The following is a 6366-nucleotide window of genomic DNA, read 5'->3' as shown; positions in this document are numbered from 1 at the left end:
ATCCCACCCTTGCGGTACCTTCCAGTCCACCTATAGATGCAGGATTCATCAGTTCCATACTCTTCAGCAAGGCTCTTTACAGTTGCACCATCAAGCCATTTCTGAATAGCTTCCATGCGAATGGTTTCTCTCACTTCATGGGAGATTTTGCGACCGTCAACCTTGCTCATAAACACCTCAAAAACTGAGGTGTGATCATATAGAAAAACGGACTGCAAAGTGTTGGCTCAGATCAATAGTAAAACTCCGCAGAGCATAGCAGGGAGTCACAAGGTATCCAACAATCTCGGTATATCCTGAAAACTTAAAGCTTCCAAGCAATCGATATCGTGTGTTGTTATATTTTTTCGATTATAGAATATGTACTTTAGATCCGCGTTTTTGGCTCCATGATAATCATCCCTAATAGAATCGCCGATGTAGACTGCTGACTTCCTGCAAATATTATTTTTATTGATGATGTGGTCAAAGATTTCCCGATCAGGTTTTGCGAAGCCAACATCTCCGGAAACGACGATGTCGTCGAAATACTCCATGATTCCAGCATTCCGAATGCGCTTTTTTTGTATACTCTTTAAACCATTAGAAACGACATAAAGAGGATGCTTGCTTGCAAGACTATCCAGAATGTTATTTGCACCGTCCTCCAAAACTACATTCTCCTCAAAACACTCCAAGTATACCTGACCTCCATTTGAAGGGCAGTCAAAGGCAGAAAGCTCCATTTGAAAAACACTTTTGACCGTTCTTTCAAAAACTTCCTCAATACCTATTTCATCTCGAAGATTCCAATATATCGTATTTTCTCTCAGGAATGCCGATATCAATTCATCTTCATTTTCAGAATTTAAAACCCCCAGTTTTTGAAAGAAATGTTTTATAGATAACTTTTCGCTGCTATCAAAATCAAAAAGTGTATTATCTAAATCAAATATAATAGGTCTGCTCATCTCTTCCCTAAATAAAGCGCTAAGTTTTGGGGTGCCGCAGTATGTACCCGACCAGAAGTCCTTGCTACTTTGAATGATTAAGCGCTTTTAGCTATCTGATTGATTTGATATTCAATCGCTTCTAGTACAGCTTCCGGTTCTGAATCGTATCCAGTTGCTTTACTTCCACTCCAGTTGAGCCCAACCAAGTAGTTATCGTTACTCATTCCTGGTATCCATCGCTCTTTGAAGTCAGCCCATGGAATTTCAAATGGTTCGAATTTTTTATAGTCTGGTACTGTATTTATAATTTTTTCAACTCGTGATTTTGCAGACCAAAATGGCATTGCTCTCAGACCCGTTTTAGTCATAGGGGCTGGAATACCATTCTTATCACGAATCCCCCAAATAATTTTTGTTTGAGCTACGTCTTTGTAGAAAGCGTCTGCATGTAGTGACGATTGACTCATAATCTAGCTTCTATTAGCTCTGGTGATTTAGGTCCCGTTCGAAGAGCTTTACTGAGTCGGCTTGTTATGTCTATATCTTGTTTTATCGTAGTAGAACGGCAACTTTGGTGAATCAAAAAACGAAGTGGAACGCAGCCAACTGTTACGTGTCCTTGTTTATTTTCTTGTTATATTTCAATATACTCGGACTTGATTAGCCCAAAGCATTTAAGATCGTGAAACTGATTTTTCCAGTAACCACTTTGACGCCTTATGCCTTCCTCTTTGAACCCAACTTTTAGTAGAAGCGATTCAGATGCTAAGTTTCCCGGAACAGTATCACCTTGTATACGGTTAAGTTCACCGCAAGATAGCTCACCTAAAAATGCCGCTTTGACTATTCGATGAACGGCTTCAGTGGTAAAACCCATACCCCAATATTTAGGCAGTAAATCATATCCAAGAGCTGCATTTTTCATTTTAGGACTCCAAGTATTAAAACCACAAGTCCCGATAAGTTGATTTGTTTCTTTTAGACGAATAGCCCAACGAATACCAGAGTTTTCTTCAAAGCGAGAGTTAAAGAATTCTATTAAATTACTCGCTTGGGACACTTCAGTAAAAGCTTCCAAGTCGTAATATTTGACAACTGAATTGTTCGAGAACAACTCAAATAAACTACTCGAATCTTCTATAGATAATTTGTCTAGCTTTAAGCGATTTGTCTCTAAAACTGGAAATGACAACCTGAATCCTCCTTGAAATATAACGTCTGCAGCAGGGGCGGACCACACAGTGGACCGTCCATTGCCTGCTCTTGTTATGTTCTGGGTATATAGTAAGCACAGATAGTATACGTTGCTTTACCGTTTTTAATCTTTGTGGTTTTTTTGATATTGTTGATTTTTAAGGAATTATCAAGGTTGAAATATTGGTTACGGCTTTGCCATGCCTTTTGAGCATAGCAATCTGAAACTTTATTTAATGTACACAATACTTCAAAAGATTCTTTATCTAATGTGTTGCTGCAGCCATTTTTACCATAAAGGCATAATTCTTCAAAGACGAACTTAGCTCTATGAGTTGGAGGATTTTTACTCAAACAGTATTGTTTATGTTTTTGTACATTTTTTGGTTTCTCAAGAAAGCTAGTATTGGAAAAAGTAAAACTTGAAAAAAATAGCGTTAGAAATAGTAAGTATTGCACTTATCCTCCTTAAGAACTGGTGTTACCCACAAATAGTGGACACTCTTTTAGTGACAGGACATTCCAGGACATCCAGACAGGACATTCCAGGACATTCCAGGACATCCATAGGATGTAGAATCATTTCAACAATGAAACATCGATAACTCTTTTATAATGCATGAGACTTACTTACTATCCAATGATGTCTACAAGATCAGCCTAAAGCGCATAAAGGTTCTTTGAAGGGTATGAATTGATGTTTTTCAGGTATAGAAATTCTTCTTACTGAACCAAGTTCAGAAAGAGGTATTGAATCCAGTCAAATAATTGATTCAACCAGACGGAAACAGACGACTACATGCTTGCAAGCCCTGAAGCCACTGTTGTCCCGTATTAATTGCATAAGCTTTCATAGCTTTAAGCCTACCTGCGGCACGATAAAACCGATTATTCCAACTCATGGTTTTCAGCCACTCATCCGGGTCAATTTCCAGCCTGACCAGAATAGGAGGCGCACTTTCGGGAATTGAACCTTTTTTATCTTGTCTGACAGCTCTGCCACTCCAGTCTACCAACTCAAGATAATCGTGAAGGATATAAGGTAGAGCTTGATCAGGATTTTGTCCCTGATGCCGAAAAGCCTTCAGCTCAAGAGGTTGCTTGCGATCGTTTGGCTTGGATAAGTGCTCAATTCTTTTTTGAATGGAAGTGAAATCAGAGCGCTCGGGCATTTTAGCCAGAGAGGCCCGAATCGGATTAAGATCAACATACGCCATACATGTCAGAATAGCGGCTTCATCCAGCAGTGCCTGACTCTTGAATCGCCCCTCCCAGAACCGGCCTTTACAGCCATCTTCCCGATTAGCTTCACGAGCCAGGTGTTCGTTCAAGCAACGCATAAACCAGCTGATACTCTTGAGCCGAAGACGGTATTCTTCTACATATTCATCAACCCGCCTAAGCTCTGAAGTGCTTAAGTTATGCCCGCTCAGGTAGCGCTGAACCAGTAAGGGGCCGGTAAATAAAAAAGTCCATCGCTTGAGTATCTCATCTCGACTCCAGCCCTCTACTTCTCTAGAGTTGATGTGCAATACAACATGGTAATGATTCGACATCACAGCATAAGCACAGACTTCAATAGCAAAAATGGAAACGAGTTTCTGAAGTCGATCAACCACCCACTGTCTGCGATGCTCAAAGTTCTTACCGGTCAGGTGATCTTCACCACACAAGAATGCCCGACGGACGCAACGAGCCACGCAGTGATAGTAAGGTGTGGAACCTGGATCAATCAGTGCACTGCGGGCTTGGGTCATGGGGGCTCCAGTTTGAAAAATTCAGTGACAGGAGAAAAGTAGTTTAACTGGGTGGTTAGTCAAATATTTGGGTGTCCTTGTTTATCTCCTTGTTTATCTTGCTGTAGCTTAACTAGATCCAAATCTGATACTGGTGAGTGTAGTGCTGTTGAGTCAAGCCACTCTGGATACTTCACAACCACTTTATTTGCATTCTTCCATGAAAAAGAAATATCCAGAGAGCCTCTCTTCTTATAGTCCTCAGAAGATTCAGAAAGCAAAGTTATTTTGTACCCCATGTTAGCGCTTTTATCTTTGAACAATAAATAATGTTTTGCTTTATTTTGGTTAGGACAATGACTAGTTTCATAAATTATCCAATATGATTCATCACTATAACCTGATTCAGTTACGACCTCTGAAAAGCACCTCTGCTCTTCAACCTTGAATGATGAGTAATTGAATACAATTACTACAGAAATTACGATCAATAATCCTAATGCTTTTCTCATTATATAAATTCGGCAAATGATTTAGGCATATAACGCCCGCGTCATTTGCCGCAGCGCAGCGGAGGTCAAATGCACGCGTTTGTTATAGCCTCTAGCACCTGAGTGCCTTAGTTAATTTTTTAACCACACTATCACGTACATTTTGCTTTTTGAACGTCGTCGGGATGTGTAAAAGAAACCTGGACCATCTATATTGATCAGTCTTTCTTTCAGTTGACTCAATATAGTCTCTTAGATCTACTGCTGATTCTCGATTAAAAGCCCATAATTCTTGGCCTTTTACTGAGATTTTAAAGAACGCGTCGTGAGGCCAATCCAGTATATATGGCGTTCTCAAATGGCATTGATTACACGTTACTGATCCCAGATCTGTGCCATGATTTCTCATTAGGTATTTAGAATGACCCCAATTTTCGGGTTCATATCCTTGAGGAAGATCCCTTATCGCTTGTGTTGATCTGCCATGCAACCCCGCGTAGTAGACTGCACCGTGCCATATATGACCACATGAGTCTTTGAACTTGCGATATTCGAACAGGTCGCTCGCTTCGAAAAACGAGATGTCTTTTTTGAGAGAGATCTTTACGACTTCAGCAAATTCGAATAACGCATATTCTCCGCAAGATGGACACTTTACGTCCACCTTGTGAGGCATTGGATTCCAATCGTAAGTTCCTGTCATCTCAATCTCGATGGGCTATAACGCCGCGCTCAGCCGCCGTAGGCCAATGGCGGCTTTTTTGCTGCGAAGCGCAAAAAAGGTGACAGTGGCCGGAGGTCGGTTGCAGCGCCTTGGTACGCCCGGCATGGGCATGAATTTATGGGGTGAAAGTCCCCTGTGGGAGAGCCAGCATCGGATCTGGAGCCGAATACGCCCACCGATGATAACCACTAGCCGACGGCAAGTGCAGTCTCGCGAGAGCCTGTGTGGAGGAAGCCCGAGTGCAAAGGTGCGAGCCGACGAACAGAAATCGCATATAAGGCCGAGTCTCTGAGGCGAGTGTGCCAAGGAACACAAAGCCCTCTGGTTCGTGAGATACGGTAAATGCGGCGGTTGTGCACTGAAGGTTCATGTTCTTATCCGGGGAGATCTGTTTAACAGGCGATCGGTATTACTCCCGGTTCTCAGCCACCGGTTTCAACAGGCTCGGCGAACAGAACTCATCCCCCTGTTCGAGCAAACAGGATGAAACCCGATAGCGCTGGCAGGGGCAACTTTGCCGGTGATTAAACAGAAGTCAGCAGACGGCATAGTAGTCAAATGCCCAGCGTAATGGCTGGGACAGGGCGAAGGCCTGAACCTGAAGGTCAGTGAGGAGTCTGTGCAACTCAGTTACCCCATGTCCGACCGGGTTGAGGGGTGCTGGTGTAAAAGCAGAAACCGGCACTGGAGTATGTGGGGGTAATCGACCCACTTATTTTAAACATCTTCGGGAAACGCCCTGTGCGGACCCGCATGCAGGGTGTTGTGGGGGCTGGAGGCTAGAGACCTCCGACTACCCGATTTATGCATTTCCGACTTTTTTTTGAACGATGCTTAATTTATTGTTTTTATGGATAATGTAATCGTTATTACTCACATTCGCTGCTTTGAACTGAGCATCACTCCATACATTTGTGGTGTAGATATCTCTACACGCTCCTGAAGAATATGCTTCAATCCATTCAAGGTGATCATACTTTACTTGAACAGATGAGCCAAAAATACCGCTCTTTATCTTAGTTTCACTAGTTATTGAAACTCTATCAGTTATTGATATGTGCATTAACTACCCGAAAACGTCTCCAAACATGCATAGGCAGTATGCTCTGCTCTAAAGAAACCAAGAATGATACCTTGACTCCTCTGAAGCTTCTTAAGGCCTGATGAAATGGCTTTAAGGAATTGATCTTTCGTTCTTAAGATCATTCTTCCTATACATCCTGATTTCAGGAATCCCCAGACAAATTCATCAGGATTGAGCTCTGGGGAATAGGCAGGCAATACATGTA

Annotated in this window: 7 protein-coding genes and 1 pseudogene; all 8 read right to left on the bottom strand. The window is 42.1% G+C overall.

What is annotated here, in order from left to right:
* The coding region (locus WG89_RS33140) for a helix-turn-helix domain-containing protein (RefSeq protein WP_153301889.1) at nucleotides 1-170 on the bottom strand (170 nt) is incomplete at its 3' end.
* A gap of 96 nt (nucleotides 171-266) precedes the next feature.
* Nucleotides 267-950, bottom strand: a complete 684-nt coding sequence (locus WG89_RS28245; protein WP_062271089.1) for an HAD family hydrolase — start codon at nucleotides 948-950, stop codon at nucleotides 267-269.
* Between the two features lie 77 nt (nucleotides 951-1027).
* On the bottom strand, nucleotides 1028-1399 hold the full coding sequence (locus WG89_RS28240; protein ID WP_062271086.1) for a DUF2750 domain-containing protein: 372 nt from the start codon (nucleotides 1397-1399) through the stop codon (nucleotides 1028-1030).
* Between the two features lie 167 nt (nucleotides 1400-1566).
* A complete protein-coding gene (locus WG89_RS28235) occupies nucleotides 1567-2124 on the bottom strand; it encodes a GNAT family N-acetyltransferase (RefSeq protein WP_062271091.1) in 558 nt (185 codons plus the stop codon).
* A 74-nt stretch (nucleotides 2125-2198) separates the two neighbouring features.
* Nucleotides 2199-2585 (bottom strand): hypothetical protein, encoded by a 387-nt coding sequence (locus WG89_RS30885; protein ID WP_153301888.1) that lies wholly within the window; start codon nucleotides 2583-2585, stop codon nucleotides 2199-2201.
* A gap of 314 nt (nucleotides 2586-2899) precedes the next feature.
* Entirely contained in the window at nucleotides 2900-3883 is a 984-nt protein-coding gene (locus WG89_RS28230; protein ID WP_062271084.1) for a transposase, read from the bottom strand.
* A gap of 59 nt (nucleotides 3884-3942) precedes the next feature.
* On the bottom strand, nucleotides 3943-4374 hold the full coding sequence (locus WG89_RS28225) for a hypothetical protein (RefSeq protein WP_062271082.1): 432 nt from the start codon (nucleotides 4372-4374) through the stop codon (nucleotides 3943-3945).
* Between the two features lie 1765 nt (nucleotides 4375-6139).
* Nucleotides 6140-6366 (bottom strand): annotated as a pseudogene (locus WG89_RS28210) (hypothetical protein); the annotation flags it as partial.

This window comes from Endozoicomonas arenosclerae (assembly GCF_001562015.1).
Taxonomy (GTDB): domain Bacteria; phylum Pseudomonadota; class Gammaproteobacteria; order Pseudomonadales; family Endozoicomonadaceae; genus Endozoicomonas_A; species Endozoicomonas_A arenosclerae.
The sequence above is the reverse complement of the archived record's forward strand: the minus strand, read 5'-3'. Positions and strand labels throughout refer to the sequence as shown.